The organism is Embleya sp. NPDC056575, from assembly GCF_042793325.1.
Taxonomy (GTDB): Bacteria; Actinomycetota; Actinomycetes; order Streptomycetales; family Streptomycetaceae; genus Embleya.
Map to the genome: position 1 here is coordinate 130,252 of NZ_JBHTVA010000009.1, position 15,685 is coordinate 145,936.

The following is a 15,685-nucleotide window of genomic DNA, read 5'->3' on the forward strand; positions in this document are numbered from 1 at the left end:
TGCGGGAGAACGACACCCGACAGCCCAAGTCACGCCCTGAGCAAGCCCAATTCAGCCCGTCCGGCGTTTGAGGACAAGCGGGCCGCAGGCCGGCACGGGCGCAACGGGCGCCCGGAGCGAACACCGTCGACCCGACCAACCCAGCCCGTCCGGCGTTTGAGGACAAGCGGGCCGCAGGCCGGCACAGGCACATCGGGCACCCGGAGCGAACACCGTCAACGCGACCAACCCAGCCCGTCCGGCGCATGAGGACAAGGCGGGCCGCAGGCTGGCGCGGGAGCATCGGGCACCCGCAACCGACACCGTCGACCCGACCAAACCCAGCCCGTCCGGCGCTTGAGGACAAGGCGGCCCCAGGCCGGCCAGGGACGACACACGCCTCCCCCGCCGGCCCAGGCCACATGTCGGCCACCCCGCCTAGCCTGAAAGGCATGTGTCGAAACATCACGACGCTCCGCGGACTCGACCCCGTCGCCACCGACGTCGAGATCGAAGCCGCCGCCCGTCAATACGTCCGCAAAGTGAGCGGCGTCCAGACCACGTCACCCCGCACAGAGGAGGCCGTGGAGCGCGCCGTCGCCGCCATCACCGAAGCCACCAAGGCCCTGCTCGCCGAACTCCCCGAACGCCGCCAACCCCCGCCCACCCTGCCCCCACTGCGCCGCCGCGCAGCCGCCGCCCAAGCCGCCGAAACCACCACCGAGGCGCCCGACCACACCCACGACCACCTCCACGACCACGCCCCCGCCCACGACCACCGCCACCCCCACGACCACGCCCGCACCAAAACGGCCTAACCCACCCCAAACCCCACGCCAAACCCACCCCAACCGCCCCACAAACCCCGCCGCAGCCCACTCCGGGCCCACCCGGATACGGCCAGGAAACGACTCGGAAAAGCCTTCGCCGAGGCACCGCGGACATCGGCCTCGGACACCCGTTTGCCGCCCCCGGCCGCGTTATGGTGGATGGCCCCCGCCGCCCCTCCGAGGAGCCTCACACACCGTGTCTGACTCGTTCGTTCACCTGCATGTCCACACCGAATACTCGATGCTGGACGGAGCGGCGAAGAACGACAAGCTGTTCGCCGAGGTGGCCCGCCAGGGCATGCCGGCGGTGGCCATGAGCGACCACGGCAACATGTTCGGCGCCTACGAGTTCCAGGGCACGTCCAAAAAACACGGCGTCAAACCGATCATCGGCATCGAGGCGTACGTCGCCCCCAGCACCCGCCACGCCCGCCGCCCCGAGTTCTGGGCCCCCGGCGGCAAACGCGCGCCGAGCGAGGACGGCGAGGGCGGCAAGGACGTCTCCGGCGGCGGCCGCTATACCCACATGACGATGTGGGCGGAGAACCCCCAGGGCCTGCGCAACCTGTTCCGGCTCTCCAGCCTGGCGTCCATCGAGGGCTACTACATGAAGCCCCGCATGGACCGCGAGCTGATCGCCGAGCACCACGAGGGCATCATCGCCACCACCGGCTGCCCGTCCGGCGAGGTGCAGACCCGCCTGCGCCTGGGTCAATACGACGAGGCGATCAAGGCGGCCTCGACCTACCAGGACATCTTCGGCAAGGAGAACTACTTCCTCGAACTGATGGACCACGGCCTCGACATCGAGCGCACCGTCCGTCAGGACCTGCTGCGGATCGCCAAGGAGCTGAACATCCCGCTCCTGGCCACCAACGACTCGCACTACGTCACCGAGGACCAGGCCGACGCGCACGACTCGCTCCTGTGCGTGGGCGTGGGCAAGAACAAGGCCGACCCCAACCGGTTCAAGTTCGCCGGCACCGGCTACTACATCAAGACCTCCGACGAGATGCGCCGGCTGTTCGCCGAGATGCCCGAGTCGTGCGACAACACCCTCGCGATCGCCGAGCGCATCCAGCCCTACGACGAGGTCTTCGCCGAGGTCAACCGGATGCCGCAGTTCGACGTCCCGGAGGGCGAGACCCAGGCGAGCTACCTGCGCAAGAAGATCGCCACGGGCCTGAGGCACCGGTTCGGCGACAACCCGAGCCAGGAGGTGCTGGACCGGATCGAGTTGGAGATGGGCGTGATCACGCCCATGGGATTCGACTCCTACTTCCTCGTGGTCGCCGACATCTGCCAGTACGCCCGCGACAACGGCATCCCGGTCGGCCCCGGCCGAGGCTCCGCGGCCGGTTCGATGGTGGCCTACCTGACCGGTATCACCGGCCTGAACCCGCTCGACTACGACCTGCTGTTCGAGCGCTTCCTCAACCCCGAGCGGATCAATCCGCCGGACGTCGACATCGACTTCGACGACCGCCAGCGCGACCAGATGGTGCGCTACGTCACCGAGAAGTACGGGTCCGCGTACACCGCGCAGGTCAACACCTTCGGCACGATCAAGGCCAAGGCCGCGATCAAGGACTCCAGCCGCATCCTGGGCTTCCCGTTCGCCACCGGCGACCGCATCACCAAGGCGTACCCGCCGGACATCATGGGCAAGTCGATGCCCCTGGCCGGCATGTTCGACAAGGACCACCCGCGCTACACCGAGGCCGGCGAGATCCGCGCGCTGTACGAGTCCGACCCCGAAGTGAAGATGGTGATCGACACCGCGCGCGGCATCGAGGGCCTGACCCGGGGCACCGGTGTGCACGCCGCGGCCGTCATCCTCTCCTCCACGCCGCTGATCGACCTGATCCCGCTGCACCGGCGGGACAAGGACGGCGTGATCATCACCGGCTTCGACTACCCGTCGTGCGAATCGATGGGCCTGGTCAAGATGGACTTCCTGGGTCTGCGGAACCTGGGCATCATCGACCACGCCATCAAGATCATCAAGGCCAACCGGGGCATCGACGTCGACATCGAGAAGATCCCGCTCGACGACCCGGTCACCTTCGAACTGCTCTCCCGCGGCGACACGTTGGGCGTGTTCCAGCTCGATGGCGGTCCCATGCGGGCACTGCTCAAACTGATGAAGCCGACCGAGTTCGAGGACATCTCCGCGGTCTCCGCGCTGTACCGCCCCGGCCCGATGGGCATGAACTCGCACATCAACTACGCGCTCCGCAAGAACGGCCAGCAGGAAATCACGCCGATCCACCCGGAGTTGGAGAAGCCGCTCAACGAAGTCCTGGGCCCCACCTACGGTCTGATCGTGTATCAGGAGCAGGTACAGCGCGCCGCGCAGGTGCTGGCCGGCTACAGCCTCGGCCAGGCAGACCTGCTCCGCCGCGCGATGGGCAAGAAGAAGAAGGAAGTCCTGGAGAAGGAGTTCATCCCGTTCCAGGCGGGTTGCCGCGAACGCGGTTACGGCGACGAGGCGATCCAGGCCGTGTGGGACGTGCTGGTCCCGTTCGCCGGCTACGCGTTCAACAAGTCGCACTCCGCCGCCTACGGCCTGGTGTCCTACCAAACGGCCTACCTCAAGGCGAACTTCCCCGCCGAGTTCATGGCCGCGCTGCTCACCTCGGTGGGCGACGACAAGGACAAGATGGGGATGTACCTGGCCGATGCCCGCTCGGCCGGCATCCGGGTGCTCTCCCCCGACGTCAACGAGTCGGTGGCCGACTTCACCGCCGTCGGGTCCGACGTACGGTTCGGCCTGCGGGCCATCCGCAACGTGGGCGACAACGTCATCAACGACATCGTCGACGCCCGCACGAGCAAGGGCAAGTACAACTCCTTCGCCGACTTCCTGACCAAGATCGGCCTGCCCGCCTGCAACAAGCGCGCGGTCGAATCCCTGGTCAAGGCCGGGGCGTTCGACGCGCTCGGGCACACCCGCCGGGCCCTGGTCGACGTGCACGAGCAGGCGCTCGACGCGGTGGTCGGGCTGAAGAAGCAGGAGGCCGCGGGCCAGTACGACCTGTTCGGCGGCGGCGACGAGGCGGCCGACGAACCGGCCGTCGGGCTCGACTTCACGCTCACCGACCAGGAGTGGCCGCGCAAGCTCAAGCTGGCCACCGAGCGCGAGATGCTCGGTCTGTACGTCTCCGCCCACCCGCTCGACGGCGCCGAGCACATCCTGTCCCGACACCGCGACACCTCGATCACCGAGCTGAAGAACTCCGGCCGGACCGAGGGCAACGTGCAGCTCGCCGGGCTGATCACCGGCATCCAGCGCAAGGTGAACAAGAGCGGCTCGCCCTGGGCGATGATCAACCTCGCCGACCACGACGGCGAGATCGAGGTGCTGTTCTTCCCGCAGTCGTACACCCTCGTCGCACACGCCCTCGAGGAGGACGTCGCGGTCAGCATCAAGGGTCGGCTCAACGAACGCGACGGCGCGCTCAGCGTGTTCGGCTCGGAGCTGGTCCCGCTCGACATCGGTTCGGCCGAACACGGCGGCAAGGCGCCGGTGTGCCTGCGGCTGCCCACCACCAAGGTCAACGAGAAGCTGGTGAAGGACATCAAGCGGGTGTTGTCCTCGCACCCCGGCGACAACCCGGTGCACCTGATCCTGGAGAGCGCGCGCATGCGCACCCGCTACAACCTGGACTTCCGGGTCAACCCCGAAGGGGGCCTGGCGGGCGAGATCAAGTCGATGCTCGGCGCGGGCGTCTGGAGCATCTGAGTCCGGCCGGGCCGGACCGACAGAGGGGTCGGGACGACGGGATGCCCTCCCGTGGTCCCGACCCCTCTGTCGTAGCGGACGCCGGTACCCGCCCGGCGCGGACCGAACGGCTCAGCCGTGGGTCCGGTCGTACTCCTCGCGGGCGAGCAAGACCCGGGCCATGTGACCCTCCAGGTGCTCGATCAGGTCGAGCAGCTTGGCCGCCGTCGCACTGCCCATGTCGGTCAGCGTGTACTCGACCCGGGGCGGGATCGTGCTGTGCACCTCGCGGAGCACAAAACCGTCCCGCTCCAGCGCCTGCAACGTCTGCGCGAGCATCTTCTCGCTGACCCCGTCCACCCGGCGGCGCAGCGCGTTGAAGCGCATCGGGCCGTCGTACAGCCCGCCCAGGACCAGCACGCCCCAGCGGCCGGTGATGTGCTCCATGGCCGTGCGCGAGCCGCACTCCTTCGCGAAGACGTCGAACTCGAACTCCGGGGTCGGGTCCGGACCGGTCCTGGTCGCGGTCTCGGCTTCCATCGCTACCCCCTTCGTCGACTGCGACTGCGTCTGCGTCTGTCGAGGCTACCTCCGTATCAGTGCTTTCGAAAGTGACACACTCTCCGCATGCAAGCACTCACCAGATAGCTGCACCCTCTCATGGGTTGCGCTTTCTAAAAGTTAGTGCCATCGTTTGGACAGCGGCCGAGCGACGGGTTCGGTACGCGGGAGAGAGGAACGCCTCGTGATCGTCGTCACCGCAGCCACCGGACAGTTCGGCCGCCTCGTCATCGACGCCCTGCTCGACCGGGGCACACCCGCCTCGGAGATCGTCGCGGCGGTGCGCACACCGGCCAAGGCCGCCGACATCGCCGCCCGGGGGGTCGAGGTGCGCGAGGCCGACTACACCAGGCCCGAGACGCTGGTACCCGCCTTCACCGGCGCGGACAAGCTGCTGTTCGTGTCCTCCACCGGCCCCGAGGAGGACCGGATCGCGCACCACGCCGCCGTGGTCGCCGCCGCCACCGAGGCCCGGGTCGGCCTGCTGCTCTACACGTCGATCTACTCCGCGAGCGACAGCCCCCTCGGCCTGTCCCGGGTACACCGCGACACCGAGGCGCGGATCGCCGCCTCCGGCCTGCCCAGCGTGCTGCTGCGCAACGGCTGGTACACCGAGAACTACACCGGCTCGCTCGCCGGCGCCGTCGAGCGCGGCGCGGTCGCGGGTTCGGCCGGCGAGGGCCGGATAGCCTCCGCCGCGCGCGTCGACTTCGCCGAGGCCGCCGCGATCGTGCTGCTCGCCGACGACCAGGCCGGGAAGGTGTACGAGCTGACCGGCGACACCAACTGGAGCCTGGCCGAGCTGGCCGCCGAAGCGGCGCGGCAGACCGGCAAGGAGGTCGCGTACGCGAACCTGCCGGCGGAGAAGTACGGCGAGATCCTCACCGGTGTCGGCCTCCCGGCGTTCCTGGTCGAACTCCTTGTCGACGCCGACCTGCGGGTCTCCGAGGGCGCGCTCGCGGGCGTCACCGGCGACCTGTCCGGCCTCCTCGGCCGCCCGACCACCCCGCTCGCGGACACGGTCGCGGCCGCGCTGAAGGGCTGAGCGGCGACCCGTTCCGGCCGCCCTCGCCCGACGAGGCGCCCCGGATCCGGCATCGAGCCGGGTCCGGGGCGCCTCGTTGTGCGGCCGGTGTCCCGGATCAGCCCAGCTCGGCCTCGATCAGGTCGGCGGCGCGCGCGGTGCCGCCCTCGGCCCGGGCCCGCTCCCGCAATTCGGCGGAGCGGGCGGCCACCGCCGGGTCGGCGGTCAGCGCGAGGAGGGCGCCGCGCAGGGCCTCGGGTGTGGCGTCCGCGGTGTCCAGTCGACGGGCCACGCCGAGTTCGACGAGGCGATCCGCGTTCGCGAACTGATCGGCGGCCTGCGGCACGGCGATCATCGGCACCCCGGTCGTCAACCCCTCGCCGCACCCGCCCATCCCGGCGTGCGTAACGAATGCGTCGGCCTGTTCGAGGATGGCCAACTGCGGCACCCACGAGTGCAGTTCGACGTTGCCCGGCAACTCGCCGAGATCGGCGGGATCGACGTACCGACCGATCTGCAACACCACGTGCCACCCCGGCAGATCGCCGAACGCGGCGAGGCAGCTCCGATAGAACTCCGGCTGCCGGGTGAAGGCCGAACCCAGCGAAATCAGCAACACCCGCTCCGCGTCGGCGGGACGCCGCCAATCCCCCTGATCCGCACGGCGACCCAGGCACGGCCCGACGAAGTCGACCACGTCGGTGTCGACCCGGTCGGCGAACGGTTGCATGGCCCGCGACACGGTGGCCACGACCCGTCGCGGCCGGCCGCCGAAGCGATCCACATCGGTGGTGGTCGCCCCACAGTCGGCGAGCCAGCCGGCGAATCGCGCCCAGTAGGCACCCGCCCCCGGCAACGCCTTCATCCCGGGCAACACCTCGTCCTCGTAGCCCTTCCAGGCCACATACGTCGGCGACAACTGCACGATCGGCCGCCCCTGAACCTCGGCAAGCGCCCGCGCCGCATACGCACCGATGTCGTACAGGTACAGATCGGCGGGGTCACCGTCGTACGCCGCATGCAACTGCGGCAACGCCTGGATCGCATCATCCAGGAAAACCCCCATGGCCCCGATCGCATCATCGGGCCACCCATTGTCCGCGACAGGCAGGGTGGACCGGTACGCCACGAACTCCACCCCGGTCGGCGCGATCAAATCGCCGACGACCGGATCGTTGGCATAGGTCACCCGATGCCCCCGATCCACCAACTCCCGCAAAACCTCAAGACTCGGCAACACGTGGCTGACGGCGGGTATGCCAACCATCGCAATATGAGCGGCGCGCACGGCATGACCAAAACGACGAGGCATGAGCACTCTCTCTTCGATTCCACGGCGAAACAACACGGCAGCCCGACAGCCCGAACGGCGGCGCAAACCAACCGCGCACGCCCGCTCGGCGGGGCCAAGTCAGGGGCAAAGCCCCTGCCGTGTCAGCCGTAGATCTGAAAGAGGTGCATGCCACCCACCGTACCCATCCCCCCACCCCCGACCAACCAATTTTCCGAGGCCCGGAGCGGCAATCAATCCCTCGACCGGCCCACGTCGGTGGCGGCGGATCACAGGATGACCGGCGGTGTGCTCGGGGTGTGCTCGCGGCCCGACGGCTCTCCGCGGAGCGGAGCCATCGACCGTCCGGAGCGGCCGGGAACGGCACAGCGGGGTGGGCCGTCAGGGGATCGAACCCTGAACCCGCGGATTAAAAGTCCGCTGCTCTGCCAATTGAGCTAACGGCCCCGTCGGGCGTCCGGCGGTGATCCGCTTTTTGCCCACCGACGTGGTCGCAGGTATCGCATCGAACATACTGCGAGCATCCCCGGACAAGCTGCGACCTGTGGGAACGTCGCGGCTTCACTCGTCGCGCCGCAATGCGAACCGGGCGGTCCCGATGTCGGCTCAAAGCCATGGTTCGTCGTCAGTCATGCCGAGCCGGCGCAGTCTGTCTGCAAGGCGGGCGGCACCGGTCTCTTGTCTACTGGCCATGTCTACTAGGGACGTGGCGTATCGGTCGCCCCAGGAAAGAAAAGTGCTCACGAGGGCTTGGCGACGTGCTGCCGTCTGCGTTTCCAAGAGGGTCAGGAGGCTCGTACCCAGGGCGTGTCGCACCGTGTCGAAATCTGTCGACATGGTTGTCGGGGCTTTCTGTTTTGCCCTGGGCCTGCGAGTGGCCTGTCGTCGCGCCCAGGCGTCGAGGACGGCTGAGGCGCCACCGTACTTCAACGTGCGTAGGTCGTCCTCGTGCGCCGACCACCAGTCCGCGAGTGCTCCGGCGACCTCGTGCGGCTCCAGAACGCCGATACCGACCAGCTGTTCACGGAACGCCGTCAGTATCCCGCTCCGCAGTTCGACGGGACTCAAGCTTTGAACCGCCTCCTCCAACGTCGACGAGTACGTCTCCCACCAGCCGCGAGCCACGTCCAGGAGGTGTTGCTCACGTGGCGCAGTGAGATGTGGGATTCGCGCGGCGGTTCGTTCGTAACCTTCGTCCAAGAAGTCGTAGTACTTCGTACCGCGAGTGCTGAGGAGCATCTCCGGAGAGATGTGGAAGGCATCGAATGCTGCCTGTCGAGCGGCGACTTCGCTCCGAGGAACGTGCCCGAAAAATGCCCCGTGGACGTCCGGAAGGGGCTCGTTCCGGGCTTCGGCGCCGATGTACCTGCGGATGTTGAGGTTGTAGTCGTTGGCCGCGATCTCGGTCGGTGACACCACGCGGGCAAGGCCTGGGATGCAGGCCCGTTCCCGGTATGCGGTGACGATTCGCTCGATGTGCCTGGCCGCCAAGTGGTTCCTGGAGCGCCCGGTCTGTACTTCGCGTTCCGCGTTGATGAAGAGAATGCCACTGTCGCGCTGACGGTGGGCATCCTCGGTGCCGCGGAGAACAAGGACGCAGGCGGGGATCGAGGTGCCGTAGAAGACATTGGCCCCGATACCGATCACGGCATCGATGCGCCCCGCCTCGATCATGCGGCGGCGAATGTCCCCCTCGGCTCCGCCATGGAAAAGTACGCCGTGCGGCGTGGTCGTCGCGCCGATGCCGTTCGGGGCCAAGGTGGCCAGCACATGTTGGACGAACATCAAGTCGGCGCGCTTGACTTCGGGCGCAAATCCGTAAACCATCCGCTCCGAGTACTTCATCCCAGATGCGCTATAACTCGTCGAGATCGGCGGATTTGTCAGCACCCGATCGAATTGACGTAGTTCCATCGAACTGCGTGTATGCAGCGGATCGTCCAGGGTGTCACCGCAGCGGATCGACGCGTCGAAGACGCCGTGAAGCGCGAGGTTCGTTTCGGTGGTCGCACAGGAGGCCGCATCAACGTCCTGCCCGAACAGTTCGGGGGCCGCGACCCTACGGGTCGAGCCATCCCAGACGTATTGTGCGGCAGCGACAAGCATGCCACCGGAGCCGACGCAGGGGTCGTAGACCGATTGGCCGGCCTCGGGATGTACCAACCGGACCATCAACTCGACGATCGAGCGCGGAGTGTGGAACTCACCGCCCGTTCTCCCCACACCATCGGCTCGTTCGCTGAGGAATCGGTCATAGGCGCGTCCGATGACGTCCGGCGACTGAAGCGAAGCGTCGCTGAGATCCAACGAGGTGAAGCGATCCATCAGGGTCAGCAGCCCTGGGGTATGGGCGACCTGGCGAAAATCGCCGGACGCGGATACTCCGTCCAACGCCCCGGGGTTGGCGTTTTCGAGGGCCCACAACGCTCGATTGAGTGCATCGGCAGGGGAGTTCCGGTCGTCAGTGATGTTTCGCCAGCGGGCAGCCTCGGGCACCCGGAGGTGTCCCGTGTGGGTATCGGCTGCCGGTTCCCGTCCCGCCGCACGGCGTGCCTGTCGCAGCTCGTGTTGGTCCGAGGCGCGCTTCAGGAGCAGGAAGCAGCCGATTCCGTCGAAGCCCGCACCCGGGATCGCACGCTTGCTTGCCACCCGGGCGGCGTCGTGAAGGTGGTGGGTGAGTTCGTCGGTCGTCAGTGCACCCATGCGGAAACCCCTCCTGGGACCAGCCGCGTGAACACCGCAGGACGAAGTGCCTCCAGCCGCGCGGTCATTTTGCGTTGGATCGCGATCTGCTCGTCGATGTCGGCCAGGGTTTCGACCACGATGTGCTGGTGGCCCACCGGAGGTAGCGCCACAGGAAACGTTTTCAGGATGGATGCATTGAGTGAGGGCATGGTGCCGGGGTTCGCCTGGGCGGACAACGCCTCGCGCACGGAAGGATGGGAAAGGTATCCCGCGAGGTACTCCGACAAAATCTTCTCCACCTTGGGGCGGAGCATGAGGCACGACGAGCTGTAGAACCATCCCGTGCTCTCATAACCGATGAGGGCGACTCGTCCGAGGGCGCCTTGCCGCACGACCAGCAGATCGCCTTGCCGGAGTGAGAGTCGCCGGGCTTGTTGTGCCTCCTCCGCGGACACACGCTTCACTCTGCGGGCATCGACCGTCTGGTGATCGGTGATGTCGGACGGCGAGATGATCGGCACGCCATTCGGGTGATCGCCGATGTCATTGAAGAGCGTGCCGGACGGTCCGGCGGACACTTCGCACAGTTCCCCGAGCGGAACCATCGGAAAGTTGTCCATTACCAGTTCTCCCGCCGAAGGGCTTATGTGCGGATGTGGTCGCGGCTACCGGATGGGTCGGCCGCCCGGTGCAGGCGGCCGACCCATCGGATCAGACCTGCGTAGGCCCGGCTTGCGAACCGCGACGCGTCAAGAGGCTCGGCACCCATGCCATGACCGCGGTCAGGATCGATGGAGCAACAGCGGTGGCGACCACGTCAGGACTCGCCCCGACCGTGGCGAACCCGATCGGCAACATCATCACGATGATCACGATGACGACAAGCATGCCTCGCGCGCCGCGCGGCGAGAGCGATCCTGCATCATGGGCGTCGGCGATCCTCACGGAGAGTCCTTCTTTCTTTGTGTTCATGCACGGAGAGAGTTGAGCCGCACCGCCCCGTCAGGGCTACCAACCATGTGGGCGGTGCGGCGATCCAAGACATCCTTCGAGCATGGCGCCGTATGGCGAGGCCAAAGCTCCCTCTCCCCCGAGCACCACGGTCGAGAGAAGGAGCAGCACTCCATCTCTCGACTATGCGTACGCTAGCACACACGTCGTCGAAGCTAGCTTCGATAGCGCGCGTTGGCCCTGAGTCGGTTGGACATCGTGGACGGACGCACATGCGCCGGGTGGGTTGCACCATCTACCGTCGCGCCGCATCGACCCTGTGAGCGCGACTTAAACTGCCTCTGCGCCAGCTTGGTACGTACGGTGAGCAGATGATGCGTACCGATCGACTTGCTCCGATCACATGAGGGAGGCCGGCAGCCGGTGGAGCCACTGAGAGATGACGACCCGACCATCGTCGGCGGGTACACCCTGGTGTGTCGGATCGGCTCTGGTGGGATGGGGCAGGTCTACCTCGGCGAGTCCGCGGCGGGTCACCAGGTCGCGGTCAAGGTGATCAAGGCGTCGGAGCTCGATGAGGATTCGCGGGCGCGTTTCGTGCTCGAAGTGGAGAGCCTCAAGACGGTGTACGGCCCCTTCGTGGCGGCCTTCGTCGGCGCCGACGCGCGGGCCGACCACCCGTGGCTGGCGGTCGAGTACGTCGCGGGGCCCGACCTGCGCGCCTATATCGATGAGCACGGGCCACTGCCTCCGGCCGAGGTCGCCAGCCTCGGCGCCTTGCTCGCCGAGGGTCTGCGTACGGTGCACCAGGCCGGGCTCTTGCACCGGGACCTCAAGCCGCAAAACGTTGTGCTCGCGTCCTACGGGCCCAAGCTGATCGATTTCGGTCTGGCCGTCCTGGCCGAGCGGCGCACCACGTTGACCGCCACGGGTGTCGTGGTCGGCTCCGTGCTGTGCATGCCGCCGGAGCAGGCCCGCGGCGAACATGATCTGGATCATGCCGCCGATGTCTACGGGCTCGGAGCCGTCCTGCTTTTCGCCGCCACTGGGCACTACCCCTACACCGGGCCGACATGGCAGGCGACCGCGCTGCGCATCGAGGACCCGGCTACGTTGCCCGACCTCGACGATCTGCCGTCCGAGCTGCATTCGCTGGTGACCGCCATGCTCGCGTACGACCGCGCCGACCGGCCGACGACGGCTCGCGTCACCGAAGAACTGGTGCGCATCATCGCGGACCTCGGGCTGACCGCCGCCCAGGCCAAGCGGCGGCTCACGGGACGGATCCCCATCGTGGAGCCCCCCGCCTTGCCCGGCCCAACGTCCGTCGATCCGGTCGCGTACGCACCGATCCTCGTGGACGTGGCGGCCCGCGAGGACGACGCCGTCTCGTGGGCCGAGGAGCGTGGCGGCCCGCCCGAGGACGAGGTGACGGACAATGCCTCACCGGCCGACGGGGCAGCGGGCGCGGCACCGCCGGCAGGTTCGGCCGGGACTCGGGTGCGTCTTCCCGCGCCGGTGCGGATCGCCGAACGGATTCGCGCCGGATACGCGCGCGACGCGCGTTTTTGACCAGCCGGCGGGCCGTTCGCTCCGTGGCAGACTTTCGGCGGGGTCAGGGCACACATTTCTCGGCATTTGCGCACGGAGGGACGGCAGGGGTGGCAGAGCAGGGGGAGACCCGTTATCCACCGGGTGCTCAGATTCTTGTGCGTGACGAGGAGTGGCTGGTCAGAACAGCCACGCCGACGAAGTACGACGGCGACAAGATCGAGGCGATCGGCGTTTCGGAGTTCGTCCGTGACGAGGAAGCGGTGTTCTTCACCGGCATCGACACCGGGATCCGGCTGCTCGAACCGGACAAGACCCGACTGGTGCCCGACACCTCGTCCTACTTTCGTCGCAGTCGGCTGTTCCTCGAAGCGGTTCTGCGCAAGACGCCGCTCCCGCAGTCCGAGCGTGGCCTCGCCCTCGCCGACCGTTTTCTGCTCGACCCACTGGCGTATCAACAGCGTCCCGCCGAGTTGGCGCTGTCCATGGGCAACCTTCGCCCGCGCATCCTGATCGCGGACGTCGTCGGGTTGGGCAAAACGCTGGAGATCGGCCTCACCCTGGCCGAGCTGATTCGCCGGGGCCGTGGCGAGCGCATCCTCGTCGTCACTCCACAGAGCGTTCTGGAACAGTTCCAGCACGAGCTTTGGACTCGATTCTCGATCCCCCTGGTACGTCTGGACTCCTTGGGCATCCAGCGCATCCAGCGCGAGATCCCGGCCGGACGCAACCCGTTCACGCACTACAAGCGCGTCATCATCTCCGTCGACACGCTCAAGAACATCGGCCAATATCGGCACCACCTGGAGCGCATCCAGTGGGACGCGGTGGTCATCGACGAGTCGCACAACCTGATCAACGCGGGCAGCCAGCGCAGGGCCCTGGCCGAGATCCTCGCGCCGCGGACGGATGCGCTTCTGTTGGCCAGCGCCACCCCGCACAACGGCGACAAGCGCTCCTTCGCCGATCTGATCTCGCTGCTCGACCCGGCCGCGATCGCCGACCCGGATCACTACGACCCGGCGAAAGACCTCGGCCACCTCTTCATCCGACGGACCAAGATCAGTCCCGAGGTGCGTAACGAGTTGAGTGGCACGTGGGCGGATCGAGGCCCCACGGTCTCCCTGCACTGCGCGGCCACGGACGCCGAGGAACGTGTGTTCGCGGAGATCGCCGAGCATTGGCTGCCGGAGCCGTCGACCGTTCCCGAATTCGGGACGGCGGACCGGGACGCGAAGTCGGTGAGCACCGACCCGCTCTTCGCGTACAACGTGCTCAAGACGTTCCTGTCGTCGCATGTCGCCCTCGCCGACACCGTCGGGCGCCGCAAGAAGACGCTGGCCGCGAAGACGGTCGAGTCGACTGCCCAGGGCGGACAGCCGGACGCGGCGATCGCGGCCGAAGTGGCGGCGTTGGAGCGGTTGGAGACGATCGCCGCCTCGATCGGCAGGGCCGGCGCCCCCGGCGACTCGGCGAAGCTGGACACCCTGATCGAGCAGTTGCGGGAAATCGGTGTCGGGCCGGGCAGCGCCACCCGCGTGGTCGTGTTCTCCGAACGGGTCCCCACCCTCAAGTGGCTCGCCGATGTGGTGCCCGCCCGGCTCGGCTTCGCGCCGGACAAGGGCGGCGTGGTCAAGGCCGTACAGGTCATGCACGGTGGCCTGAGCGACGAGCAACAGCGCGCGTGCCTGGAGGCGTTCGGGCTCGCGAAGGACCCGGTACGCCTGCTGTTCACCGGCGATGTCGCGTCCGAGGGTGTCAACCTGCATCGACAGTGCCATCACCTCGTGCACTACGACATCCCGTGGTCGCTGATCCGCATCGAGCAGCGCAACGGCCGCATCGACCGCTACGGCCAGCACCATGAACCGCAGTTCCGCGCGCTCATCCTCACCTCCGGCCGGCCAGGCGCGAAAGACGACCGAACCGTCGCCGAGAAACTCCTCGTCCGTGAGGAGGAGGCGCACAAGCTCAACGGCACGGCGGAAGCCGAGTCCGGCTACTACCGTGCCGACGAGGAGGAGCGGCGGTTGATCCGGGAGCTGATGCTGGGGGGAACCGTCGAAAAGTTCCTGGATCCCGAATCCGGTCCGGCCGACGGGGACCTGGCCGACCTCTTCGGCCAGGTGGACACCATCACCGAGCACGAGTTGCCGCGGCGCGCGGAGGTCCCCTCACTGTTCGACGGCGACACGTCGGCCTTCGTGGACACCGCGTTGGCCGAGGTGTTCGGCGATCGGGCCGAGGACGCCATCGGCCTGGTGCCCTCGACGGACCCCCGGGGTCATGCCTATCTCTCGCTGTCCCCGGCCATGGCGCCCGATCTGCTGCACCGCCTCAAAGCTCTGCCCCCGTCCTACCTGAAGGAACTGGGCGTCGCCGAGCGTATGCTCGTCACCTTCGATCGAGACCTCGCTCTCGCGAAGCTCGCCGAGGCCCGCGAGAGTACGAAATCCATCTGGCCCGAGATCTCCTATCTCACCGAGATCCATCCCATGGTGGAGTGGCTCACCGACAAGGTGCTCGTGCAGTTCGGGCGGCAGGAGGCACCCGTGATCACGTCGCCCTACGTCGAACATCCCACCTTCCTGGTGCAGGGGATCTACTCCAACGCGCTGGGACGTCCCACCGTGATCAAGTGGATGGCGGTGGGTGTGGCCGACGGATCCTTGGTCGTGAGCTCCATGTCGGAGGCGCTGGCCGCCGCGAAAGTGGGGCCACGCCTCGCCGGTGGTGGTCTCCCGCGTAACCTCGCCTATCTCCAGAGCCTGGTCCCGGATGTCGTGGCCGAGGCTCGGACGTACCTGGAGGAGTCCAGGAAGCAGTGGGACGAGGAGATCAGCGCGCCTCTGGCCGACTATCGCCGACGTCTGGCGCACTGGCGGCAGGACTCGCTACTGCCCGGTGCGACCGAGCGCCACAGGGACCGGATCGAGGAAACCGCGGGCGAGCAGAACCGATTGTTGGACGAGTTGCAGACCAGCGGCAGACCCCTCCTGCGGGTGTTGGCCGTACTCGACCGGCCTGCCCCCGACAACCTCGACAACCCCGACGATTTCGACGGCGCGCGTGACGCGGTGGAGAACTGA

At 67.5% G+C, this 15,685-nt stretch carries 10 protein-coding genes and 1 tRNA gene; 5 read left to right on the forward strand and 6 right to left on the reverse strand.

All coding sequences use genetic code 11. The annotated features are described in order from the left end of the window. Nucleotides 1-431: 431 nt before the first annotated feature. Together ACFRCG_RS09440 and dnaE are read left to right on the forward strand one after the other, a co-directional pair. The gene (locus ACFRCG_RS09440; protein WP_380030201.1) at nucleotides 432-797 is read left to right on the forward strand and encodes a DUF2277 domain-containing protein; all 366 of its coding nucleotides are present in this window, start codon (nucleotides 432-434) and stop codon (nucleotides 795-797) included. Between the two features lie 208 nt (nucleotides 798-1,005). Next, nucleotides 1,006-4,554: a DNA polymerase III subunit alpha gene (dnaE, locus tag ACFRCG_RS09445; protein WP_380030202.1), complete on the forward strand. Its 3,549-nt coding sequence runs from the start codon at nucleotides 1,006-1,008 to the stop codon at nucleotides 4,552-4,554. Between the two features lie 111 nt (nucleotides 4,555-4,665). Here dnaE and ACFRCG_RS09450 read toward each other — a convergent pair whose 3' ends face one another. Further along, nucleotides 4,666-5,073 (reverse strand): winged helix-turn-helix transcriptional regulator, encoded by a 408-nt coding sequence (locus tag ACFRCG_RS09450; protein ID WP_380030203.1) that lies wholly within the window; start codon nucleotides 5,071-5,073, stop codon nucleotides 4,666-4,668. A 205-nt stretch (nucleotides 5,074-5,278) separates the two neighbouring features. Here ACFRCG_RS09450 and ACFRCG_RS09455 point away from each other — a divergent pair, with 205 nt between their 5' ends. Continuing rightward, on the forward strand, nucleotides 5,279-6,139 hold the full coding sequence (locus tag ACFRCG_RS09455) for an NAD(P)H-binding protein (RefSeq protein ID WP_380030204.1): 861 nt from the start codon (nucleotides 5,279-5,281) through the stop codon (nucleotides 6,137-6,139). Between the two features lie 97 nt (nucleotides 6,140-6,236). On the opposite strand, the gene ACFRCG_RS09460 is transcribed toward ACFRCG_RS09455, so the two are convergent. The 5 genes from ACFRCG_RS09460 to ACFRCG_RS09480 all read right to left on the reverse strand — a co-directional run bounded on the left by ACFRCG_RS09460 (nucleotide 6,237) and on the right by ACFRCG_RS09480 (nucleotide 11,039). Continuing rightward, on the reverse strand, nucleotides 6,237-7,430 hold the full coding sequence (locus ACFRCG_RS09460) for a macrolide family glycosyltransferase (protein WP_380030205.1): 1,194 nt from the start codon (nucleotides 7,428-7,430) through the stop codon (nucleotides 6,237-6,239). Between the two features lie 353 nt (nucleotides 7,431-7,783). Continuing rightward, a tRNA-Lys gene (locus ACFRCG_RS09465) sits at nucleotides 7,784-7,856 on the reverse strand. A gap of 159 nt (nucleotides 7,857-8,015) precedes the next feature. Beyond that, a complete protein-coding gene (locus ACFRCG_RS09470) occupies nucleotides 8,016-10,112 on the reverse strand; it encodes an N-6 DNA methylase (protein WP_380030207.1) in 2,097 nt (698 codons plus the stop codon). Beyond that, nucleotides 10,100-10,714, reverse strand: coding sequence for a restriction endonuclease subunit S (locus ACFRCG_RS09475; RefSeq protein ID WP_380030208.1), 615 nt, complete (start codon nucleotides 10,712-10,714; stop codon nucleotides 10,100-10,102). The genes ACFRCG_RS09470 and ACFRCG_RS09475 overlap by 13 nt, the downstream gene beginning before the upstream one ends. Before the next feature lie 91 nt (nucleotides 10,715-10,805). Then, nucleotides 10,806-11,039 carry a hypothetical protein gene (locus tag ACFRCG_RS09480; protein WP_380030209.1) on the reverse strand — a complete coding sequence of 78 codons (234 nt, stop codon included), beginning with the start codon at nucleotides 11,037-11,039 and terminating at the stop codon, nucleotides 10,806-10,808. 504 nt (nucleotides 11,040-11,543) lie between these two features. Here ACFRCG_RS09480 and ACFRCG_RS09485 point away from each other — a divergent pair. Both ACFRCG_RS09485 and ACFRCG_RS09490 read left to right on the forward strand, forming a co-directional pair. Continuing rightward, complete coding sequence (locus tag ACFRCG_RS09485) at nucleotides 11,544-12,617, forward strand: serine/threonine-protein kinase (protein WP_380030210.1); 1,074 nt, start codon at nucleotides 11,544-11,546, stop codon at nucleotides 12,615-12,617. Nucleotides 12,618-12,706: 89 nt separating this feature from the next. Next, complete coding sequence (locus tag ACFRCG_RS09490) at nucleotides 12,707-15,685, forward strand: SNF2-related protein (protein ID WP_380030211.1); 2,979 nt, start codon at nucleotides 12,707-12,709, stop codon at nucleotides 15,683-15,685.

Excerpts from the sequence above, each read along its gene's own strand:
- ACFRCG_RS09475 (WP_380030208.1), bottom strand. The coding sequence starts at position 10,714 with ATGGACAACTTTCCGATGGTTCCGCTCGGGGAACTGTGCGAAGTGTCC.
- ACFRCG_RS09460 (WP_380030205.1), bottom strand. The coding sequence starts at position 7,430 with ATGCCTCGTCGTTTTGGTCATGCCGTGCGCGCCGCTCATATTGCGATG.
- ACFRCG_RS09450 (WP_380030203.1), bottom strand. The coding sequence starts at position 5,073 with ATGGAAGCCGAGACCGCGACCAGGACCGGTCCGGACCCGACCCCGGAG.
- ACFRCG_RS09440 (WP_380030201.1), top strand. The coding sequence starts at position 432 with ATGTGTCGAAACATCACGACGCTCCGCGGACTCGACCCCGTCGCCACC.
- ACFRCG_RS09485 (WP_380030210.1), top strand. The coding sequence starts at position 11,544 with ATGGGGCAGGTCTACCTCGGCGAGTCCGCGGCGGGTCACCAGGTCGCG.
- ACFRCG_RS09470 (WP_380030207.1), bottom strand. The coding sequence starts at position 10,112 with ATGGGTGCACTGACGACCGACGAACTCACCCACCACCTTCACGACGCC.